The organism is Pseudonocardia acidicola, assembly GCF_012911935.1.
Classification (GTDB): Bacteria; Actinomycetota; Actinomycetes; order Mycobacteriales; family Pseudonocardiaceae; genus Pseudonocardia; species Pseudonocardia acidicola.
Genome location: NZ_JAAXLA010000008.1, coordinates 1 through 19,485, shown reverse-complemented (window position 1 = coordinate 19,485; position 19,485 = coordinate 1). Strand labels below are relative to the sequence as shown.

Genomic DNA, 19,485 nt, shown 5'->3' with positions numbered 1-19,485 from the left:
TCCCTGGATCGGCCGCGCCGGAGCGGGCGATCGAGGGCGTCGATCCGCTGCGGCGACCGTCCGGGCGGGGGCGCGGCGGGGCAGAATCGGCCGGTGAGATCGACATCGGAAGCGGGTCCAGGTGGCGGCCGGGCACGCTCGCCGCTGGGCCGGCTGCTGGCGCTGGGCGGTCTGTCGACCTTCGGACCGCTGTCGCTGGACCTGTACCTGCCCGCGCTGCCGCGGCTCACCGCGGACCTGCGCACCTCCGAGGCGCTGGCGCAGCTGACCATGTCGCTGTGTATGATCGGGCTGGCCGCCGGGCAGTTGCCGGCCGGGCCGTTCAGTGACCGGGTGGGCCGGCGCCGCCCGCTGCTGGCCGGGACGGCGCTGTTCGCGATCACCTCGGTGTCGTGCGCGCTGGCCCCGTCCGTCGAGGTGCTGCTCGTGGTGCGGCTGCTCAACGGCATGGCGGGCGCGATCGGGCTGGTCGTGGCCCGCGCGATGGTCCGCGACCTCTACTCCGGTGACGCCGCGGCCCGGATGTTCTCGCTGCTGATGGTGGTCAGCGGGTCGGCGCCGGTGATCGCGCCGCTGCTCGGCAGCCAGCTGCTGCGGGTCACCGACTGGCGCGGCGTGTTCGTCGCGCTCGGCGTGATCGGCCTGGGGCTGCTGCTCGCGGCGTCGACGCTGCCCGAGACGCTGCCGCCCGAGCGGCGGCATGTCGGCGGGTTCGCCGACACCGGGCGGGCGCTGCGCGCCGTGGTGCACGACCGCACGTTGCTCGCGCCCGCGCTGGTGCTCGCGCTGGGCTGCTGCGGGATGTTCGTCTACATCGCGATGGGCAGCTTCGTGCTGCAGGGCGGCTACGGGCTGAGCGCGCAGGCCTACGGGGTCATGTTCGCGGTCAACGCGACCGGGATCGTGCTCGCCAGCCGGCTCAGCGCGCTGCTGGCCGGGTGGATCGGGCCACGCCGCACGCTCGCCCTGGCCGTCGCGATCGCGGTCGCCGGCGCGGTCGCGCTGCTCGCCGGGGTGCTGCTGTCGCGATCGGTGTGGGCGGTGCTGCCGCCGCTGTTCCTGGTGGTCGCCAGCGTCGGGCTGATCATGCCCAATGCGACCGCGCTGGCGCTGGCCAACCAGGGCCGCGCCGCGGGCACCGCGTCCGCCGTACTGGGTCTGCTGCAGTTCGCCCTCGGCGCGCTGGTGCCGCCGCTGGCGTCACTGGGTGGGGTCACTCCCGTCGTGATGGGCACGACGATCCTGGCCACCGCGGTGGCGGCGGCGCTCGCCACCGTGCCGGTGCTGCGCGCGGGCGGGCGACCCTCCCGATGAGCCGGGGGCCCCGGCGGCAGCAGCCGGTGTTTCGGCCGGCGGGCGCCGGGTAGCCGTGCCCGACGTCGTCGGCGGGAGCCCGGGCGTCCCCGGGTTCGCTGGGTGCCGCCCGGGGGCGCCCGCCGAGCGCATCCGCGCGCCGCTACCGGCGGCGTGGGTGCCCGTCTCCGGAGTCCGGTTCGGCGGCCGGACCCCGGGGACGGGTGCCCTCCTCACCGGCCGTGGGTCGGCCGGCGGCCGTGCGGTGCTCATCGGGCCCGCACGGGGCCGTCTCCTTCCCGGCGACGTCGCGCGGGCCGTTCGTGCCCAGGCCGGCCGGTCGCCGGACGCCCGGGCGGGAAGGGCACGCGGACCGGGATCGGACCGGCGAAACGGACACCAGGCCGAGGTGTAGCCGGCGGCGGGGTGGGCACCCCGCGCTGCCCCCCTCACCCTGCGCGCCCGGAGGTCGCCATGCCGCCCCGTTCGACCGCATCACGGATCGTCTTCGTGCTGCTCGTCCCGTTGGGCGTGGTGGGGCTGGCGACACTGTCACCGGCGGTCGTGATGCTGGGGCTCCTCACCGCGACCCTCACCGGGCTGGGGGCATTCGGCTGGGCACAGCAGCGCCACGGCTGGCCCGACGGTGCCAGCCGGAGCACGCGCACCTTCGCATGGCGGGCCGCCGGGATGGGCCTGCTCGTGGTCCTCGGCCTCAGCGGGCTGGTGGGCCTGTTCGGTGCGGCCGCCGTGCCGGTGCTGGTGCTCGCGGCGGCCAGTGGGATGACCGTGGGGGTGGGGCGCAGGCTGGGGCGGGGCCGCAGGAGAGGGGAAGTGCCCGGAGAGGCGGCCGACCACACCCCACCGGGCCCCGAACCGCCGGTGACACAGTTCCCGGCGGCCCCGGTCCGTGACGACGAGTGCCCGCAGTGGCTGGTGCCTGCGCTGTCCACCGAGATGCTCTGCTGGGAGTGGCGACGCAGCTACGTGGCGGTCGGCCGGACCCGGGACCCGAAGGAGCTGGTACAGCTGGTCGTGCTGCGTGCGGCCTACCTCGACGAACTGGAGCGGCGCGACCCCCGGGGCTTCCGGCGCTGGCTCGACAGCGGGGCGCGGGCGGCCGGAGACCCGGCCCGGTTCCTGACCGGTGGCTGACCCGGTGCCCGACCGCTGCCGGACCCGTGCCCCCAGGGGTGATCGCCGCTCACGGCGACAGCACGACCTTCAGGCAGTCGTCCTCCTTGTTCCGGAACATCTCGTATCCGCGCGGGGCGTCGTCGAGCGACATCCGGTGGGTGATCACGAAGCTCGGGTCGATGTCGCCCGCCATGATCAGGCCCAGCAGTGGTTCGAGGTAGCGGTGGACGTGGCACTGCCCGGTGCGCATCCGCAGCGAGCGGTTCATGAACGCGCCCATCGGGAACTTGTCCACGAACCCGCCGTACACACCGATCACGGAGATCACGCCGCCGTTGCGGCAGCTCATGATGGCCTCGCGCAGCACGTGCGGGCGGTCGGTCTCGGCCCGGGTGGCCTGCTTCACCCGATCGTAGGCGTGCAGCGGCCCCAGGTCGTGATGGGCTTCCATGCCGACGGCGTCGATGCACGCGTCCGGGCCGCGACCGGCCGTGATCTCCTCGAGCGCTTCCCGCGTCGAGACCTGCTCGTAGTTGACGACGTCGGTGGCGCCGGCCCGCTCGGCCGCGATGCGCAGCCGGTAGTCGAACCGGTCGATCGCGATGATCCGCTCCGCGCCCATCAGCCGCGCGCTCGCCATGGCGAACTGGCCGACCGGTCCGGCGCCCCAGACCGCGACGACGTCGCCCGGGGTGATGTCGCACATGTCCGCGCCCATGTACCCGGTCGGGAAGATGTCGGACAGGAACAGCACCTGCTCGTCGGGAATGCCGTCGTCGATCTTGATCGGGCCGACGTCGGCGAACGGCACCCGCGCGTACTGCGCCTGCCCGCCGGGGTAGCCCCCGAGCATGTGCGAGTAGCCGAAGATCCCGGCGGGGGAGCGGCCGAGCAGCTTCTCGGCGATCGGGGCGTTCGGGTTGGAGTCCTCGCACACCGAGTACAGGCCCTGCTCGCAGGCGCCGCATCGGCCGCACGCGATGGGGAAGGGGACCACGACCCGGTCGCCGACCGACAGGTTGGTGACCGCCGGGCCCGTCTCGACGACCTCGCCCATGAACTCGTGGCCGAGCACGTCACCCTTGCGCATGGTGGGGATGAAGCCGTCGTACAGGTGCAGGTCGGACCCGCAGATCGCGGCGGAGGTGATCCGCACGATCGCGTCCCGGGAGTTGAGGATCTTCGGATCGGGGACGTCGAGTACCTCGACGCTGTTCTTCCCGGTCCAACAGTTCGCTCGCATGAGATGCGCTCCGTTCTCCAGAGGATCGGGTCAGCGGGGGAGCGGCTGGGCGGGCCGCTGGGCCAGCAGCCGGCGGGTCCGGGTGCCTTCCGGGTCGGCCTCGGAACGCACGACCTCACCGGTCTCGAGGACCTGCTTGAACCGGCGGAGATCGTCGCGGACCTGCTGTCCGGGCTCCTCGCCGAACAGCTTCGCGAGCGCGGCGCCGATCTTCCCCGCCGGTGGCCGGTAGTGCAGGTGCACCCGGACCTCGGTGCCCCGGTCACCCGGAGCGGGAGTGAACCGCACCGATCCGGAGTTCTGCACGGTGGCGCCGCCGACGGAGCGCCAGGAGATGTACTCGTCGATCTCCCGGGCGGTGACCTCGGCCTCCCACTCGATCTCCATGCCGGCCGGGGCCTTCGCCCGCCAGCGGGAGCGGTCTGCGCCGAGACGCGTCACCGACTGCAGGTGGCGCATGAACCGCGGCAGGTTCTCCAGGTCGTTCCAGAACGCGAAGACCTCGGCCACCGGCCGGTGGATCGTGATCTCGGCCTTGGCCTCGATCTCCTTGACGCCTCCGCCGCCGTGCCCGTTCGCCGCGTGCTCCCCGGCGTGCTGCAACTGCAGTGCGGCGCGGACGTCGGCCGCGGTCACGCCCAGCACCGCGGCGGTCGCGGCCGCCGCCCGCCGCCGTTGTTCGGGCCGGTGGCGTGGGTCGGCCAGCACCGCGCCCAGCAGGGTCAGGTCCAGGACGTCCCCGGCGACCCGGGCCCACAGCCAGCCGGTCGTCCGGTACCGGGCCTCGATGCCCACCCCCGCGGCGAGCTCCCGGGCCCCGCCCGCCCAGCGCTGAATCCGCCGGTTCCGCGGATCGTCGTCGGCGCCGACCAGGCGGTTCATCTCGCCCGGGGCCACCAGCTGGGCGGTGCCGAGCCCGAGACTGAACATCCCGAGCCCGTCCACCATGCGATCGCTCGACCGGTCCGCGGGTTGCCTCGCCCGCCGTGTCGTCCGTGTCGTCCGTGCACTGCCGTCCACGTTCGCTCCCTCCGCCGCGACGCCCGCGGATCCGGACGCACCCCCCGAGTGCCCGCCCCGCAGCGCTCACCCGCGTGTCGTGACACGCGACCTCACGTTCATGAGGCGGTGCCTCACGGCCGTCGGTATCCGGGAGGGGAGGGGTAGCTCGATGGAACTACGGCAGCTGCGGTACTTCGTCGCGGTGGCCCAGGAACGGCACTTCGGGCGCGCGGCCCGCTCCCTGCATCTCGCGACGCCGTCGCTGTCCCAGCAGATCCGCGCCCTCGAACGGGAACTGCAGGTGGTGCTGCTGGAACGGAGCTCGCACGGGGTGGGGCTCACCCCGGCCGGGGAGGTGCTGCTGGAACACGCCCGGGCGCTGCTCGGCAGGGCCGAGCACGCCCGCGACGCCGTGCACTCCGCCGTACCCGGTACCAGCAGGCTCGCGCTGCGGCTGGCCCCGGGAGTGCCCGCCGTGCTGGGCGCGGCGCTGCGCGGGCTCGCCGCACTGGCCCCGGAGGTCGAGGTGGACGCGGCGGTGTCGCACCAGCGCGACGCGCCGTCGGCGGTGCAGCAGGACCGCGCCGACGCCGCCGTCGTGTGGGCCGGGGAGGACACCCTGGGGCTGGCCGCCCGGGCGCTGTGCCGGGTCCCGGTCTGCCTGGTGATACCGCCGGGGCACCGGCTCGCGCGCGCGAACCCGGTGCCGCTGCACCGGGTGGCCGAGGGGGAGACGGTGCTCTACCCGTCGCACCTGGCCGCCGTGCTGCGCCAGCGCTGGACCGGTGACCTCGCCGTACACGGCCACCGGGTCCGGGTACGCCGCATGCCGGATCCGGCCGCGGAGGGACCGGCGGCGCTGTTCCGGGCGGTGCGGGCGGGCCGTGGGGTGGCTCTGATCGCCGCTCCGCACGTGGCCGAGGCCGGCGACGGCCTGGTCGTGCGCCAGCTGGCCCCACCACTGGACGCGACCCTGCAACTGGTGTGGCGAGAACCGGCGAAGCCGGCGCTGCGCCGGCTCATCGCCGAGATCACCGGGGCCTGTACCCGGTCGCCCGCTACATCGAGTAGTACTCGTCACTGAACGTGGCGGCCCGGGCGAGACCGGGTTTAATGACGCGCGCGCGGGCCACCCGGGGCGGTGACCTCCGCCGAACGACCGCCGGCGTCCGCGAAGCCGAAGCCCACACCAGAGCCCGATCCCGACGAGCCGCAGCCGGTCCCGCACGAACCCGTCCCGCCCGAGCCGGTGCCACCTGGGCCGGTCCCGTTCGACCCGGACGGGCAGCCACCCGTCCCGCCGGGGGCGGTCCTGTTCGACCGCGACGGCACGCTCGTCGTCGACGTGCCCTACTGCGCCGACCCCGACCAGGTGCGGCCCATGCCGGCCGCCCGCCGGGCGTTGGCGATGCTGCGCGAGGCCGGGATTCCCGTCGGGGTCATCACCAACCAATCGGGCGTCGCGCACGGGTTGATCGACTCGGCGGACGTGCGTGCGGTCAACCAGCGGGTCGAGGAACTGCTCGGCCCGTTCGCGGTGTGGCGGATGTGCCTGCACCCGGCTGTCGAGGGCTGCTCGTGCCGCAAGCCGCGACCGGGCATGGTGCTCTCGGCGGCGGCCGAGCTCGGCGTGCCCCCGGCCCGCGTGGTGGTCATCGGCGACATCGGTTCCGACATGGCGGCCGCGGCCGCGGCCGGCGCGAGGGGCGTGCTGGTGCCGACACCGGCCACGCGCCCCGCGGAGGTCGAGGCCGCGCCGGTGGTGCGCGCGGATCTCGTGGCGGCGGTGCGGCACCTGCTGGGCGTGGCGTGAACATCCTCATCTGGAACGTGCACGGCCCGTGGACCACGGCGTTCGTCACCGGCCGGCACCGCTACCTGCTGCCCACTCTGTCCGGGCGCGGCCCCTGGGGCCAGGGCCGCCCGACGACGTGGGAGTGGCCGGCCGACGCGATCGAGGTGACCCCCGAACGGCTGGCCGACACGGACGTCGACGTCGTCGTGGTGCAGCGGCTCGAGGAGATCGCGCTCACCGCGCGCTGGTTGCGCCGGACCCCAGGCCGCGGGGTCGCCGCGGTGTACCTGGAGCACACCGCGCCGCGCGGGCCCGCTGCGACGTCCCGGCACCCGATGGCCGACCGCGACGACCTGACGCTGGTGCACGTCACCGCGTTCAACGCCCTGATGTGGGACGCCGGCCGCACCCCGACCGCGGTGGTCGAACCCGGGATCGCCGACCCCGGGCACCGCTACACCGGCGAGCTGCCCGCCGCCGCGGTAGTGGTCAACGAGCCGTTGCGGCGCCACCGGATCACCGGTACCGACCTGCTGCCGGGGCTGTCCCGGGCGGCCCCGCTGGACGTGTTCGGTGCGGGCACCGGCGGGCTCGGCGAACGGCTCGGCTGCGAGACCCGGATCCGCGGCCTGGGCGCCCTGCCACCGCAGCGGATGCACGCCGAACTGGCCCGCCGCCGGATCTACCTGCACCCGGCGCGCTGGACCTCACTCGACCTCGCGCTGATCGAGGCGATGCAACTCGGGATGCCCGTGGTCGCGCTGGCGACCACCGAGGCGCCGGCCGCCGTGGCGCCGGCGGCCGGGCTGTGCGCGACCGACCCGGGCCGGCTCACCCGGGCGCTCGCCGAGCTCGTCGCCGATCCGGAGCGCGCCCGGGCCCACGGCGCCGCCGCCCGCGCGCACGCGCTGCGCCGCTACGGGCTGCGCCGTTTCCTGCGCGACTGGGACGTGCTCCTCGAGCGCGTCGTCGCCGACCACCGGAGCCGCCGGCCGCGGGTCGACCGCCGCCGGGACACCCACCTGCGGGTCGTCCGGCCCGCCGTCGAACCGAGGAGGTGACGCCATGCGGATCGCGATGGTGTCCGAACACGCCAGTCCGCTCGCCGCCCCCGGCGAGCCGGACGCGGGCGGGCAGAACGTGCACGTCGGCGAGCTCGCCAAGGCGCTGGCCGCGTTCGGTCACGAGGTGACCGTCTGGACCCGCCGGGACTCGGCGGACAGCGCCGAGAACGTTCGGATGGGGCCCGGCGTCACGGTCCGGCATGTGCCCTTCGGACCGCTGGGCCCGTTGCCCAAGGACCAGATGGTGCCATACCTGCCCGACCTCGCCGAGGCGCTGCGGCAGGCCTGGTCGCTCGATCCGCCCGACGTGGTGCACGCGCACTTCTGGATGTCCGGGCTGGCGGCGCTGGCCGCGGCCCGGCCGCTGCACCTGCCGGTCGTGCAGACCTTCCACGCGCTCGGCCACGTCAAGCGCAGGCATCTGGGCGACGCCGACACCAGCCCGGACGGCCGGGTGCTGGCCGAACGCGCCATCGCGCGCGGCGCCGACCGGGTGCTGGCCACCTGCGGCGACGAGCTGTTCGAGCTGGCCCGGCTCGGCGCCCCGCGGCGCCGGGTGGCGGTGGTGCCGTGCGGGGTGGACACCGACGCGTTCCTGCCGGCCGGCCCGGTGTTCGAGCGTGGCGAGCGGCCGCGACTGGTGGTGCTCGGGCGGCTGGTGCGGCGCAAGGGCGTCGACGAGGCGATCGACGCGCTGCGCCGCGTGCCGAACGCCGAACTGGTGATCGCCGGTGGCCCCGCCGAGGAGGATCTCGGCGACGATCCCGACATCGGACGACTGCGCGCCCGGGCGTCGATGGCCGGGGTGGTCGACCGGGTCCGGTTCCTCGGCAAGGTGGCCCGCATCGACGTGCCCGCGTTGCTGCGCTCGGCCGACTGCGTGGTCTGCGTGCCGTGGTTCGAGCCGTTCGGGATGGTGCCGCTGGAGGCCATGGCGTGTGCCCGGCCGGTGGTCGCGAGCGCGGTCGGCGGGATGAACGACACCGTCGTCGACCAGGTCACCGGGCTGCACGTGCCGCCGCGGCGCCCCGACGTGCTGGCCGCGACGCTGCGCAAACTGCTCAGCTCGCCGGCGATGCGGCAGGCCTTCGGGGCGGCCGGCCGCACCCGGGTCGTAGCCCGGTACCGCTGGGACCGGGTCGCCGGGGCGACCGCCGAGGTCTACGACCAGGTGCTGACGATGCGCGCGCAACAGCAGGCCCAGCCGGTCGCCCGGGTGGGCCGGTGACCCCGTCGCCGCAGACCGAGGTGGCGGCCATGCCCGCCCCGGCGGCCCCCGGCCCGCCCCCACCCGGCGCGTCGCCGTGGCACGAGCGGCGCCGGGTCGGCACCGTCCTCGTCACCGGCGCCGCCTCGGGCCTGGGCCGGGCCGTCGCCCGGGCGGTGGGTGCGGCCGGCGGCCACCCGCTGCTGCTCGATCGCGTCGCCAGCCGGGACGCGAGCCCGGAACTGGCCGGCGCCCTGTCCGCCGTGGTGGACCTGCGCGACACCCGGAGCGCCGAACGGGCCGTCGCCGAGCTGGTGGCCGAAGCCGGCGAGCTGGATGCGGTGGTGACCACCACCGGCATCGACCGGCGCGGCCGGATGGCCGACATCCCCGGCGGGGCGTGGGACGACGTCGTGCGGGTCAACCTGCTCGGCACCGCCGCGGTGATCCGGTCCGGGCTGCCGCGGCTGCGGGAGAGCCGCGGGCGCATCGTCATCGTGGCCGCCACCGTCGGGCTGCGCGCCCTGCCCGAGGCCACCGCCCGGTGCGCGGCCGACTCCGGTGTCGTCGGGATGAGCCGTGCGCTCGCCGCCGAGCTGGCCGGGCAGGTCGGTCTCACCCTGCTCGTCACGGACGCCACGGACGCCACGGACGCCACGGACGTCACGGACGTCACGGGCGGGGCGTTCGCCGAGGGCGGGCCCGGGCCGCACCGCGGCGACCCGTACGAGGTCGCCGACGCCGTGCTCTATGCGCTGACCAGGCCGGTGGGCTGCGAGGTACGGGAGATGGTGGTCGGCCCGGCCACCGAGTCGTCCTGGCCCTGACCGCGGGCGTCCGCACGGGCCCCGGCCGTCAGGCCGGGCGCGGCACCCCGCACACCTGCGGCACCGCCGCGAGCACCTCGTCCACCTGCACCCCGAGCAGTGCGGGATCCGGGTCCTCGGCGAGCGGGTCGCCGCGCCGGGCCGCCGCGTCGGTCAGCACGACGTGCGGTCCGGTGGCCGGTGGACCCCACTCGGCCGGATCGACCGGCCCGAACAGCACCACCGACGGCGTGCGGAACGCCGAGGCCAGGTGCGCGATCCCGGTGTCCCCGCTGATCACCAGCCCGGCGCCGGCGACGAGCCCGCACAGCTGCCGCAACCCGGTCCGCCCGGCCAGCACCTGCCGCTCGGGCAACCCGGCCGCTTCGGCCACCGCCAGGGCCAGCGGTCGCTCCACCGCCGTCCCGGTGACGGCCACCGCGTGGCCGTCCCGCTCCAGCGCCGCGGCGACGGCGGCGAACCGCTCCGCGGGCCAGCGTTTGGACCCGTGCCGGGCCCCGGGGTGGACGAGCACCGGGCGCACCGAGAGCCGGCCCAGCCGAGGCGGCAGGTCCAGTACGAGATCGGCCGGGTCGGCCAGGATCCCGTGCGCCCCGAGCAGCGCGCACCAGCGTTCCCGCTCGTGGACGAACCGGCGGGCAACGGCGGCCCAGCTCGGCCCGTCCCAGCCCGGGGCCTTGAACCCGATGCGCCGCCGGGGCGTGAGCGTGTCCAGCGCCTGATGGCTCTCCGGCCCGGCACCGTGCAGGTCGACGGCGACCTCGGGTGGGCGCGGCCAGGGCCACTGCAGGTGCGCCGGACTGGGGGTGGGCAGCAGTTCGTCGACGGCGCCGGTCAGCGCGGCCACCGGGGCGAGCGAGCGGGGCGCGGCCAGCACCACCCGATGGCCGGGATGGGCGCGGCGCAGCGCGCGCAACGCCGGGACCGCGACCAGCAGGTCGCCCAGATGCAGTGCGCGCAGCGCCAGCACGGCGCCGTTCTCCGGCCGTCGCACGGGGCCCGGTTACCCACCACGGTGCCCGGTAACCGGACCGGGCGAGGCGACCGCGGCCGGTGCCGGGTTGCCCGGGCTCACGCCGTCGCCGAGACGCTGGCCGGGGCGCCGGATCCGCCTCGTGCACCGGCTCGCTCGGCTCGTTTCGGCGGGCCCTCCGCGGGTAGCCCGGCCCCGTGGCTGTGCTGAACCCCGTCCGGGGAAGAGGGCCGACACCGACCAGACCGATGTGACCCTCGCCCCGACCTCTCCCCGTGGCTCCCGCTCATCCGACGGGGAGACGAGGCCGGCCCCGCCGACACCCCCGTCGTCGGCGGGGCCGGCTGCGGTATCACTGCGGCGGGGCCGGCTGCGGTATCACCGACGGGCCTGCGCGGAGTCGCCGGTCGTGCCGGCGCCGCCGGAGTCGCCCGCCGACCCGCCCTCGGGGGACCCGTCGTCCGCGCCGCCGGCATCGAAGTAGCCGCACTCGGACCGGGACTCCTCGGCCGCCCCGGACTCGGCGACGTCGACCGTCGGCTCCAGCGGCTGGGGATCGTCCTGCACGTCCATCTGCAGCCCCGCGTCCCCGGTGTCGATCAGGAGGCGTTTGCCGGGCCCGATCCGGCCGGCCAGCAGCATCTCGGCGAGCCGGTTGTCCACCTCGCGGCGGATGATCCGGCGCAGCGGACGGGCGCCGAAGTCCGGCTGGTAGCCGCGCTCGGCCAGCCACCGGACCGCGGCTCGGGTGAACTCCACCCGGACGCCCTGCCCGGCGAGCCGGCGCTTGGTCTCCTCGAGCAGCAGTTCGGTGACCGTCGCCAACTGCTCCTCGTCGAGGCGGCGGAACACGATGGTCTCGTCGATGCGGTTGAGGAACTCCGGGCGGAACACCTCCCGCAGCCGGGGCAGTAACCGCTCGCGCAGCACGGCGTCCTCGCGGGACTCCTCCGCGGCGCTGCGCTCGGCCGTGCTGCCGAAGCCCAGCGTCGCGCCCCGGTTGGTGATCAGCTCCGAGCCCACGTTGCTGGTCATGATGATCACGGTGTTGCGGAAGTCGACGGTGCGGCCCTGGCCGTCGGTGAGCCGGCCGTCGTCGAGCACCTGCAACAGCGTGTTGAAGACGTCCGGGTGCGCCTTCTCGATCTCGTCGAGGAGCAGGACGGAGTAGGGCCGGCGGCGCACGGACTCGGTGAGCTGACCGGCTTCGCCGTAGCCCACGTAACCGGGTGGGGCGCCGACCATCCGCGCCACCGTGTGCCGCTCGCTGTACTCGCTCATGTCGAGCCGCACCATCCGGTCCTCGTTGCCGAACAGCGTGACCGCCAGCGCCCGGGCCAGCTCGGTCTTCCCGACGCCGGTGGGCCCGAGGAACAGGAAGCTGCCGACCGGCCGGTCCAGGTCGCCCAGCCCGGCGCGGGCCCGGCGGATCGCCTCGGCCACGGCGTGCACCGCGTCGTCCTGACCGACGACCCGCTGGTGCAGCTCCTCCTCCAGCCGGACCAGGCGGTCCCGTTCGGCCTCGGTGAGCTGGTTCATCGGGATCCCGGTGGACCGGGAGACCACGTCGGCGACGTCGGTGACGTCCACCTTGGGCACGGCCCGCCCGGTGGCGCCCATGCGATCCATCTCCGCGCGGACCCGGCCGATCTGGTCGCGCAGCTGACTGGCCCGCTCGTACTGCTCGTCGGCGACGGCCTGGTCCTTGTCCTGGATGAGCTGTTGCAGCCGCATCTCCGCACCGCGGCGGTCGTTCGACGGGGTGCGGGTGCGCAACCGGACCCGGGCCCCGGCCTGGTCGATCAGGTCGATCGCCTTGTCCGGCAGGAACCGGTCGGTGATGTAGCGGTCGGAGAGCTCGGCCGCCGCGCGCAGCGCGTCCTCGGTGTAGCGCACCTGGTGGTGGGCCTCGTAGCGGTCGCGCAGCCCACGCAGGATCTGGATGGTCTCCTCGACGCTCGGCTCCGGGATGTACACCGGCTGGAACCGCCGGGCCAATGCCGCGTCGGACTCGATGTGACGGCGGTACTCGTTGAACGTCGTGGCGCCGATGACGTGCAGTTCACCGCGGGACAGCGCCGGTTTGAGCAGGTTGCCGGCGTCCATCGCGCCGCCGCCCTCGGTGCCGCTGCCTCCGCCCCCGGCCCCGACCATGGTGTGGATCTCGTCGATGAAGACGATGAGCTCGCGGCCGTGCGTGCGGATCTCCTCGATGAGCTGGCGCATCCGCTCCTCGAAGTCACCGCGGTAGCGGGTGCCGGCCACGACCCCGGACAGGTCGAGCTGGACGACCCGGCGCCCGAGGAGGGTGTCCGGCACGTCGCCGTCCACGATGCGTTCCGCGATGCCCTCGACGACGGCGGTCTTGCCGACGCCGGCCTCGCCGGTCAGGACGGGATTGTTCTTGCGCCGCCGGGAGAGCACCTCGATGGTCTGCTCGATCTCGTCGGCGCGCCCGACGACCGGGTCGAGCTGCCCGGCCCGGGCCGCTGCGGTGAGGTCCTGGGAGAACTGGTCGAGCGTCGGGGTCAGGCTCTGCGTCTGCGGTTCCGGCGTCGTCGGTCCCTGCCCCGGCCGGCCGGACATCGAACCTGGGGAGAACCGCGACTCCGCGAGCAGCCGACCGGCATCCGACTCGTTGTTCGCGGCGAGGGCCAGCAGCACGTGCTCGGGTCCGATGTAGCTCGACCCGAGCGAGCGGGAGATCTGATGGCCGTCGAGGAGCGCCCGCTTCGCGGCCGGGGTGAGCACCGGGGCCCGCCCGGTCGGCGCGGCGTCCCGGGGCAGCCTTTCGTCGAGCACACGGCCGATCGCATCCGGATCGGCGCCGGCGCGGGCGAGCCATTGCCGGGTCGGATCGAGCATGGTGGTGGCCAGCAGCATGTGCTGGGCGTCCAGGTCGGAGTCACCGCGATCCATGGCCTGCTGCGCCGCCGTCGCCATCAGCTGGCGGGCGCCGGCGCTCATCAGCCTGCTCAGGTCGATCCGGTGCGCCGCAGGGCCGCCCGGGCCGTAGCCCTGACCCGGGCCGAGATCCGGGCCTCGGCCGGGACCGTTTCCCTGGTCCTGGTCCTTGCCTTGTTCGCGGCCCCGCGCCTGGTCCTGACCCTCCTGGCCCTGACCGCGTTCCGGACTCTGGCTCTGGCCCTGGTCCTGGGTGTCGTCGGCCGCACCGGTGTCACCCGGGGAGAAGAAGCCGGTCATCGGAGTTACCTTCCGCCGGGAAAGAGGCCTTCCCTCGTTCCCCTTGCGGCGGATCCCGAAACCGCGTACTGACCCGTCCCCGGGGAGCCGGTCAGTGGTTGCGGAGTGCGTCGATGAGCTCGTCCTTGGTCATCGACGACCGGCCGTCGATGCCGATCTTCTGCGCGCGCTCGTACAGCTCGTCCTTGGTCATGTCCTCGTAGCTGCCGGCCGACCCGCCGCGCTCGCCGACCTTCGACCGCCCCTCGTCGGCCGAGGCGTTGGCGATGCGTGCGGCCTTCTCCTTCGACGCGCCCTCCTTGCGCAGCTCCTCGTAGACCTCGTCGTCCTTGATGCTCGAACCCGCCACGGGCCACCTCCTCGGCACGGTTGATCGGAAGATCACTGCTGCGGGCCGCATACCCGGTCACACCGCACGGCACACCGCACGGCACACCTGGGCACCCGGACGCGTGATCGGCACGCGTGTTTGGCCACCGCGGTGCCCGGGGCATGAGAGGTTCGTGGCTGTGCGGGGCGTGCGAACGTGGATCGAGAGCTGGCCGGTCTTCCGGCAGGTGACCGGGGACGACCCGTTGGGCCGGGGGGCGGCTGCGCGATCGCCGCGCACCGACGCCAAACGGGCCCGCACGGTCGACGCGGACACGGTCACCAAGTCGGTGTGCCCGTTCTGCGCCGTCGGCTGCGGCCAGCAGATCTTCACCCGCGACGGCGAGGTCACCCATGTCGAGGGCGACCCGGACTCGCCGATCAGCCGCGGCCGGCTGTGTCCCAAGGGCTCGTCGACGCTGAGCCTGGTCACCGCGCCGACCCGGGTCACCAAGGTCCGCTACCGGCGCCCGCACGGCACCGAGTGGGAGGACCTCGACCTCGACACCGCCGTCGACATGATCGCCGACCGGGTGCTGGAGACCCGGGCGCGGACCTGGCAGGACGTCGACGAGCAGGGTCGGCACCTGCACCGCACGATGGGCATCGCGAGCCTCGGAGGAGCGACCCTCGACAACGAGGAGAACTACCTCATGAAGAAGCTCTACACCGCCCTCGGAGCGGTACAGATCGAGAACCAGGCCCGTATTTGACACAGCTCCACCGTCCCCGGTCTGGGGACCAGCTTCGGTCGCGGCGGCGCGACGAACTACCAGCAGGACCTGGTCAACTCCGACTGCATCGTGATCCAGGGCTCGAACATGGCCGAGGCGCACCCGGTCGGCTTCCAGTGGGTCATGGAGGCCAAGCGGCGCGGTGCGACGGTGATCCACGTCGACCCGCGGTTCACCCGTACCTCCGCGGTCGCCGACCTGCACGTGCCGATCCGGGCGGGCTCGGACATCGCCTTGCTCGGCGGCCTGATCAACCACGTGCTGCAGACCGGTGCGTACTTCGAGGAGTACGTGCGCGCCTACACGAACGCGCCCATGATCGTCCGGGAGGACTTCCGGGACACCGAGGACCTCGACGGGTTGTTCTCGGGCTTCGACCCCGGCGAGGGGACCTACGACGTGCGGTCCTGGCAGTACGAGGGCGCCGACGTCGAGGCCTCCGCGGGGCAGCGCGACGAGAGCGACATGGTCCCCGAGCACGAGCGGGGGCAGATCGCCGGTTCCGGCGGGGCGCCGTTCTCGGGCACCCCGATCCGCGACGACACCCTGCAGCACCCGCGGTGCGTCTTCCAGATCCTCAAGCGGCACTTCGCCCGCTACACCCCGGAGATGGTGCACGAGGTCTGCGGCATCCCACCGGAGACGTTCGCGGCGGTGGCCGACGCGCTCGTACGCAACTCGGGCCGGGAGCGCACCAGCGCGTTCTGCTACGCCGTGGGCTGGACCCACCACACCGTCGGCGTGCAGTACATCCGGGCCGCGTCGATCCTGCAGACGCTGCTGGGCAACATCGGCCGGCCGGGCGGCGGCATTCTCGCGCTGCGCGGGCACGCCAGCATCCAGGGCTCCACGGACATCCCGACCCTGTTCGACCTGCTGCCCGGCTACATCCCGATGCCGCACACGCACCGGGAACAGGACCTGGCCGGGTTCGTCGAGGCGAACGCGGGTGAGAAGGGCTTCTGGGGCGACATGGACGCCTACCTGGTGAGCCTGCTCAAGGCCTGGTTCGGCGACGCAGCCACGCCCGACAACGACTTCTGCTTCGACCACCTGCCCCGGCTCAACGGCGACCACTCGAGTTTCCGCACCGTCATGGACCAGGCCGCGGGCAAGGTGCCCGGCTACTTCGTGATCGGCGAGAACCCGGCGGTCGGCACGGCCAACTCGCGCCAGCAGCGGCGCGGGCTGGCCAACCTGGAATGGCTCGTCGTCCGCGACCTGAACATGATCGAGACGGCGACGTTCTGGAAGGACGGGCCGGAGATCGCCACCGGCGAGATGCGCACCGAGGACATCGGCACCGAGGTGTTCTTCCTGCCGGCGGCCGCGCACACCGAGAAGGACGGCACCTTCACCAACACCCAGCGGCTGCTGCAGTGGCACCACAAGGCCGTCGAGCCCCCGGGTGACTGCCGCAGCGACCTGTGGTTCTACTACGAGCTCGGGAAGCGGATCAAGGCGAGGCTGGCCGGCTCGACCGATCCGCGGGACCGGCCCATCAAGGACCTGACCTGGGACTACCCGGTGCACGACGGGGAGCCCAGCGCGGAGGCGGTGCTCCGCGAGATCAACGGGACCGGGCCGGACGGTCGCGCGGTGAACGGCTACACCGAGCTGAAGGCCGACGGGTCGACGGCGTGCGGCTGCTGGATCTACTGCGGCGTGTACGCCGACGAGGTCAACCAGTCCGCGCGCCGGCGCCCCGGCACCGAGCAGGACCTCGTCGCGGCCGAGTGGGGCTGGGCGTGGCCGATGAACCGCCGGATCCTCTACAACCGCGCGTCCGCCGACCCGGACGGCAAGCCGTGGAGCGAGCGCAAGAAGCACATCTGGTGGGACGGGAAGCGCTGGACCGGTGCCGACGTGCCGGACTTCCCGGCCACGACCGCGCCCGGCTACGTCCCGCCGGAGGGCGCGCGGTCCGCCGAGGCGATCGCGGGCACCGAGCCGTTCGTCATGCAGTCCGACGGCCGGGCGTGGCTGCACGCCCCCGCCGGACTGATGGACGGGCCGATGCCCGCGCACTACGAGCCGGAGGAGTCGCCGCTGCCGAACGCGCTGTACCCGAGACAGCGGGCCAACCCGGCCCGGCAGCGGTTCGACCGGCCGGAGAACCGCTACCACCCGGAGCCGGGCACGCCGGGCGCGGAGATCTACCCGTTCGTCTTCACGACGTTCCGGGTGACCGAGCAGCACACCGCGGGCGGGATGAGCCGCTGGACGCCGCGGCTCAACGAGTTGCAGCCCACGATGTTCCTCGAGGTGTCACCGGAGCTGGCCGCCGAGCGCGGGCTGTGCAACGGGGAGTGGGCGCACGTCGTCACCGCGCGGTCGGCGGTGGAGGGCAAGGTGCTGGTCACCGAGCGGGCCAAACCGCTGCGGCACGGCGACCGCGTCGTGCACCAGATCGGCATCCCGTGGCACTGGGGGCCCAACGGGCTCTCCACCGGCGACGCCGCCAACGAGCTGCTGAGCGTCGCGCTCGACCCGAACGTGCACATCATGGAGACCAAGGCCGCGACCTGCGACATCGTCCCCGGCCGGCGTCCGCGAGGGCCGGCGCTGGTCGAGTACCTCGCCGGCTACCGCCGGCGCGCAGGCCTGGAGGACCCCGCATGACCAACAGCCTGTACGGGCCGCTCGCGGACCCGTCCGCCGACGCCGGCTACCCCGCCGACCACCCGCCGCGGGTCGGCTTCTTCACCGACACCAGCGTCTGCATCGGCTGCAAGGCGTGCGAGGTGGCGTGCAAGGAGTGGAACGCGCTGCCCGCCGACGGGGTCACCGACCACGGTGCGGGCGGCGACGTGCTCGATCTGACCGGGATGAGCTACGACAACACCGGCGGGCTGGGTGCCAGTACGTATCGGCACGTCGCGTTCATCGAGCAGCGGGTGCCGGCGCGGCGCTCGGCGACGGTGGACCTCGGGATGCCGGCCACCCAGCTGCCCGGTGCGGTCTCGCCGGGCGCGGACCGCAACGGTTCCGGGGACGGGCAGGCCGGCGAGGCCACCGAGGTGCGCTGGCTGATGTCCTCGGACGTGTGCAAGCACTGCACGCACGCCGCCTGCCTGGACGTCTGCCCGACCGGGGCGCTGATCCGCACCGAACACGGCACCGTGCTGGTGCAGGACAACATCTGCAACGGCTGCGGATACTGCATCCCGGCGTGCCCGTACGGGGTGATCGACCAGCGCAAGGGCGACGGCCGGGCGTTCAAGTGCACGATGTGCCAGGACCGGCTCGGCGCCGGGTTGATGCCGGCGTGCGCGACCGCGTGCCCGACGGAGTCGATCCAGTTCGGGCCGCTCGACGAACTGCGGGCCCGGGCGGCGGAGCGGGTGGACGCGCTGCACGCCGCCGGGGTCTCCGAGGCCCGGCTCTACGGGCACGACCCGGACGACGGCGTCGGCGGCGACGGGGCTTTCTTCCTGCTGCTCGACGAGCCGGAGACCTACGGGCTGCCGCCGGACCCGGTGGTGACCACCCGTGACCTGCCGTCGATGTGGCGGCACGCCGCCGCGGCGGCGCTGACCGTGGCCGGCACCGTGGCCGCCGCCTTCCTGGGAGCCCGCCGATGACCCGCCCGTCCACCCGCGAGCAGCAGCCCGGACGCGATCTGCAGGCCGGCGGGGCGCCGCCGCGGCGCCGCCGGCGGGGGCGCGGCGAGCGGCTGATGGTCGAGGAGGCGACGTTCCGCTCCTACTACGGCCGGCCGATCATCAAGCCGCCGGTGTGGAAGGTCCCGGACGTCCCGGCCTACCTCTATCTCGGCGGCATGGCCGGGGTGACCGCGGCGCTGGCCGCCCTCGCCGATGCGACCGGACGCCCGCAGCTGCGCCGGGTCGGCCGGCTCGCCGCGGCAACCGGGGCGACGATCAGCGTCGGCGCACTGGTCCACGACCTGGGCCGCCCGGAGCGGTTCCTGCACATGATGCGGGTGATCAAGCCGACCTCGCCGCTGTCGGTGGGCTCCTGGATCCTGGCCCCGTTCGGGACCGTCGCGGGGGCGACCGCGGTCTCGGAGCTCACCGGGATCGCGCCCGGCCTCGCGCACGTGAGCGGCGCCGCCGCCGGGGTGCTCGGGCCGGCGATGACCACCTACACCGCGGTCCTGCTGGCCGACACCGCGGTACCCGCCTGGCACGAGGCGCACAAGGAACTGCCGTTCGTGTTCGCCGGCAGCGCGATGGCCAGCGGCGGCGGGGTGGGGCTGTTGTCCGGCCGGGACGCCGCCCCGGCGCGCCGGGTCGCGGTCGCCGGCGCCGCGCTGGAACTCGCCGCGACGGCGGTGATGGAACGCCGCATCGGGCTCGCGGCCCGGGCCTACCGGACCGGCCGGGCAGGGGCGGTGCTGCGCGCGGCGCAGGCGGCCACCGTCGCCGGCGCCGCCGGAGCGGCACTGTCCGGCCGGATCCGCGGCCGCCGCGGCCGGCTGCTGTCCTGGGCGTCCGCGGCGCTGCTCAACGCGGGCGCCGCGGCCACCCGGTACGGGGTGTTCGAGGCCGGGATGGCCTCGGCCCGCGATCCGGAGTACACGGTCGTCCCCCAGCGCCGGCGGCTCGCGGAGCGGGAGCGCCAGGCCGCGCAACGCAACGGCCACCCCACCCCGTAGCCCCCCGCACGTCGCCCCT

At 74.4% G+C, this 19,485-nt stretch carries 15 protein-coding genes; 10 read left to right on the top strand and 5 right to left on the bottom strand.

Features of this window, described 5'->3' with window-relative positions; all coding sequences use genetic code 11:
* The first annotated feature begins 93 nt into the window (after nucleotides 1–93).
* Nucleotides 94–1,314, top strand: a complete 1,221-nt coding sequence (locus HF526_RS06355; RefSeq protein ID WP_338051330.1) for a multidrug effflux MFS transporter — start codon at nucleotides 94–96, stop codon at nucleotides 1,312–1,314.
* 453 nt (nucleotides 1,315–1,767) lie between these two features.
* Nucleotides 1,768–2,448, top strand: a complete 681-nt coding sequence (locus HF526_RS06350) for a hypothetical protein (RefSeq protein ID WP_169380330.1) — start codon at nucleotides 1,768–1,770, stop codon at nucleotides 2,446–2,448.
* Nucleotides 2,449–2,497: 49 nt separating this feature from the next.
* Here the strand turns inward: HF526_RS06350 and HF526_RS06345 are convergent, their stop codons facing one another.
* Both HF526_RS06345 and HF526_RS06340 read right to left on the bottom strand, forming a co-directional pair.
* Nucleotides 2,498–3,673 carry a zinc-dependent alcohol dehydrogenase gene (locus HF526_RS06345; RefSeq protein ID WP_169380329.1) on the bottom strand — a complete coding sequence of 392 codons (1,176 nt, stop codon included), beginning with the start codon at nucleotides 3,671–3,673 and terminating at the stop codon, nucleotides 2,498–2,500.
* Between the two features lie 30 nt (nucleotides 3,674–3,703).
* Nucleotides 3,704–4,621 (bottom strand): SRPBCC family protein, encoded by a 918-nt coding sequence (locus HF526_RS06340; protein WP_211176843.1) that lies wholly within the window; start codon nucleotides 4,619–4,621, stop codon nucleotides 3,704–3,706.
* A 223-nt stretch (nucleotides 4,622–4,844) separates the two neighbouring features.
* Here HF526_RS06340 and HF526_RS06335 point away from each other — a divergent pair, with 223 nt between their 5' ends.
* From HF526_RS06335 to HF526_RS06315, 5 genes are all read left to right on the top strand, one after another.
* Nucleotides 4,845–5,759 (top strand): LysR family transcriptional regulator, encoded by a 915-nt coding sequence (locus tag HF526_RS06335; protein WP_169380328.1) that lies wholly within the window; start codon nucleotides 4,845–4,847, stop codon nucleotides 5,757–5,759.
* A gap of 165 nt (nucleotides 5,760–5,924) precedes the next feature.
* The gene (locus HF526_RS06330; protein WP_338051329.1) at nucleotides 5,925–6,488 is read left to right on the top strand and encodes a D-glycero-alpha-D-manno-heptose-1,7-bisphosphate 7-phosphatase; all 564 of its coding nucleotides are present in this window, start codon (nucleotides 5,925–5,927) and stop codon (nucleotides 6,486–6,488) included.
* The gene (locus HF526_RS06325) at nucleotides 6,485–7,531 is read left to right on the top strand and encodes a glycosyltransferase (RefSeq protein ID WP_169380326.1); all 1,047 of its coding nucleotides are present in this window, start codon (nucleotides 6,485–6,487) and stop codon (nucleotides 7,529–7,531) included. The genes HF526_RS06330 and HF526_RS06325 overlap by 4 nt, the downstream gene beginning before the upstream one ends.
* A gap of 4 nt (nucleotides 7,532–7,535) precedes the next feature.
* Nucleotides 7,536–8,762, top strand: a complete 1,227-nt coding sequence (locus tag HF526_RS06320; protein ID WP_169380325.1) for a glycosyltransferase — start codon at nucleotides 7,536–7,538, stop codon at nucleotides 8,760–8,762.
* The gene (locus HF526_RS06315; RefSeq protein WP_338051328.1) at nucleotides 8,759–9,568 is read left to right on the top strand and encodes an SDR family oxidoreductase; all 810 of its coding nucleotides are present in this window, start codon (nucleotides 8,759–8,761) and stop codon (nucleotides 9,566–9,568) included. Before HF526_RS06320 ends, HF526_RS06315 begins: the two co-directional genes overlap by 4 nt.
* Nucleotides 9,569–9,596: 28 nt before the next feature.
* On the opposite strand, the gene HF526_RS06310 is transcribed toward HF526_RS06315, so the two are convergent.
* The 3 genes from HF526_RS06310 to HF526_RS06300 form a co-directional block, all read right to left on the bottom strand.
* Nucleotides 9,597–10,562 carry a glycosyltransferase family 9 protein gene (locus HF526_RS06310; protein ID WP_169380324.1) on the bottom strand — a complete coding sequence of 322 codons (966 nt, stop codon included), beginning with the start codon at nucleotides 10,560–10,562 and terminating at the stop codon, nucleotides 9,597–9,599.
* Between the two features lie 357 nt (nucleotides 10,563–10,919).
* On the bottom strand, nucleotides 10,920–13,745 hold the full coding sequence (locus HF526_RS06305) for an ATP-dependent Clp protease ATP-binding subunit (protein ID WP_169380323.1): 2,826 nt from the start codon (nucleotides 13,743–13,745) through the stop codon (nucleotides 10,920–10,922).
* A 91-nt stretch (nucleotides 13,746–13,836) separates the two neighbouring features.
* Entirely contained in the window at nucleotides 13,837–14,094 is a 258-nt protein-coding gene (locus HF526_RS06300; RefSeq protein WP_338051327.1) for a DUF7218 family protein, read from the bottom strand.
* Between the two features lie 154 nt (nucleotides 14,095–14,248).
* On the opposite strand from HF526_RS06300, the gene fdh reads away from it, so the two are divergent.
* The 3 genes from fdh to nrfD are packed head-to-tail and all read left to right on the top strand — an operon-like array spanning nucleotide 14,249 to nucleotide 19,466.
* Nucleotides 14,249–17,470 (top strand): formate dehydrogenase, encoded by a 3,222-nt coding sequence (gene fdh, locus HF526_RS06295; protein WP_476705394.1) that lies wholly within the window; start codon nucleotides 14,249–14,251, stop codon nucleotides 17,468–17,470.
* Nucleotides 17,467–18,432, top strand: a complete 966-nt coding sequence (locus HF526_RS06290) for a 4Fe-4S dicluster domain-containing protein (protein WP_169380320.1) — start codon at nucleotides 17,467–17,469, stop codon at nucleotides 18,430–18,432. Before fdh ends, HF526_RS06290 begins: the two co-directional genes overlap by 4 nt.
* Nucleotides 18,429–19,466: an NrfD/PsrC family molybdoenzyme membrane anchor subunit gene (nrfD, locus tag HF526_RS06285; RefSeq protein ID WP_169380319.1), complete on the top strand. Its 1,038-nt coding sequence runs from the start codon at nucleotides 18,429–18,431 to the stop codon at nucleotides 19,464–19,466. The genes HF526_RS06290 and nrfD overlap by 4 nt, the downstream gene beginning before the upstream one ends.
* Nucleotides 19,467–19,485: the final 19 nt, after the last annotated feature.

Coding starts and splice junctions, on each gene's coding strand:
- HF526_RS06335 (WP_169380328.1), top strand. CDS start 4,845: ATGGAACTACGGCAGCTGCGGTACTTCGTCGCGGTGGCCCAGGAACGG.
- HF526_RS06320 (WP_169380325.1), top strand. CDS start 7,536: ATGCGGATCGCGATGGTGTCCGAACACGCCAGTCCGCTCGCCGCCCCC.
- nrfD (WP_169380319.1), top strand. CDS start 18,429: ATGACCCGCCCGTCCACCCGCGAGCAGCAGCCCGGACGCGATCTGCAG.
- HF526_RS06340 (WP_211176843.1), bottom strand. CDS start 4,621: ATGGTGGACGGGCTCGGGATGTTCAGTCTCGGGCTCGGCACCGCCCAG.
- HF526_RS06345 (WP_169380329.1), bottom strand. CDS start 3,673: ATGCGAGCGAACTGTTGGACCGGGAAGAACAGCGTCGAGGTACTCGAC.
- HF526_RS06305 (WP_169380323.1), bottom strand. CDS start 13,745: ATGACCGGCTTCTTCTCCCCGGGTGACACCGGTGCGGCCGACGACACC.
- HF526_RS06290 (WP_169380320.1), top strand. CDS start 17,467: ATGACCAACAGCCTGTACGGGCCGCTCGCGGACCCGTCCGCCGACGCC.
- HF526_RS06350 (WP_169380330.1), top strand. CDS start 1,768: ATGCCGCCCCGTTCGACCGCATCACGGATCGTCTTCGTGCTGCTCGTC.